Genomic DNA, 1,238 nt, shown 5'->3' with positions numbered 1-1,238 from the left:
GATTGTAGTGGTTTAATGTACCCGGACACCAATTTAGGCGAGAATGCTCGCCATGGAGAGGTGTTTGATGAGCAAGCAAAGACGTACATTTTCCCCTGAGTTCAAGCAGCAGGCAGCATGCTTGGTTTTGGATCAGGGATACAGCCACGTGGAGGCCAGTCGGTCGATCGGGGTAGGGGAATCGCTGATGCGCCGCTGGGTTCAGCAGCTTCAATTGGAGCGACAAGGCGTTACTCCCCAGGGCAAGGCGATCACACCGGATCAGCAGCGAATACAGGAACTCGAGGCGCGCATTGAACGTCTCGAGCGGGAGAAATCCATTTTAAAAAAGGCTACCGCGCTCTTGATGTCGGAAGGGATAGAACGTACGAGGTAATCGATGAGATTTGTGGTGACGAATCAATCGAGTTGATTTGCGCGGTGTTCGATGTCGCGCGGTCATGCCTGTACGCACATCGGGAGCGCGTGCGACACATTGATGTTGAGCGTGTGGCATTACGTAGCCGCGTCCACGAGCTGTTCGTTGAGAGCCGCAGTTCAGCGGGGAGCCGCAGCATCATGGACATGATGCGCGAGGAAGGCACGGCCATTGGCCGCTTCAAAGTTAGTCGTCTGATGGAGGAGTTGGGGCTGGTCTGCAAACAACCTGGAAGGCACGCCTACAAGCGGGCCACAGTGGAGCGGATCGACATTCCGAATCATCTCAACCGAGAGTTCACGGTGGAGGCGCCAAATCACGTCTGGTGCGGCGACATCACCTATGTTTGGGCGCAGGGGCAATGGTATTACTTGGCTGTGGTGTTGGATCTGTTCGCTCGCCGAGCGGTAGGCTGGGCATTCTCGCTACGGCCCGATGCCGACCTTGTTGTGCAAGCGCTGGAAATGGCCTTCGAGCAGCGCGGTCGACCGCAGGGATTGCTGTTCCATTCGGATCAGGGAAGTCAGTACGCTAGCCGAAAATTCCGTCAACGATTGTGGCGCTATCGAATACGGCAGAGTATGAGCCGTCGGGGAAATTGTTGGGATAATTCACCTATGGAGCGGCTGTTCCGCAGCTTCAAAACGGAGTGGCTGCCGTCGACTGGTTACATGACGGCACGAGAGGCACAACGGGACATCAGCTATTACCTGATGCACTGGTATAACTGGATACGACCGCATCAGTTCAACCACGGACTGGCGCCGGCCGTCGCCGAAGAAAAACTTAACGTAGTGTCCGGGATGGGTTGACCACTACA

1 protein-coding gene is annotated in these 1,238 nt (G+C 55.7%); it reads left to right on the top strand.

Going from position 1 to position 1,238, the window contains the following annotated elements:
• Nucleotides 1-67 precede the first annotated feature (67 nt).
• Nucleotides 68-1,230, top strand: a protein-coding gene (locus J2X54_RS25680; protein WP_310184701.1) for an IS3 family transposase whose coding sequence is annotated in 2 segments (ribosomal slippage) — nt 68-323 and nt 323-1,230 — 1,164 coding nt in all. Because the reading frame shifts where the segments join, the coding sequence is not laid out codon by codon here.
• Nucleotides 1,231-1,238 lie beyond the last annotated feature (8 nt).

The organism is Duganella sp. 3397, assembly GCF_031456625.1.
Lineage (GTDB): Bacteria > Pseudomonadota > Gammaproteobacteria > Burkholderiales > Burkholderiaceae_D > Rugamonas > Rugamonas phyllosphaerae.
This window is presented reverse-complemented; position numbering and strand designations above follow the sequence as displayed.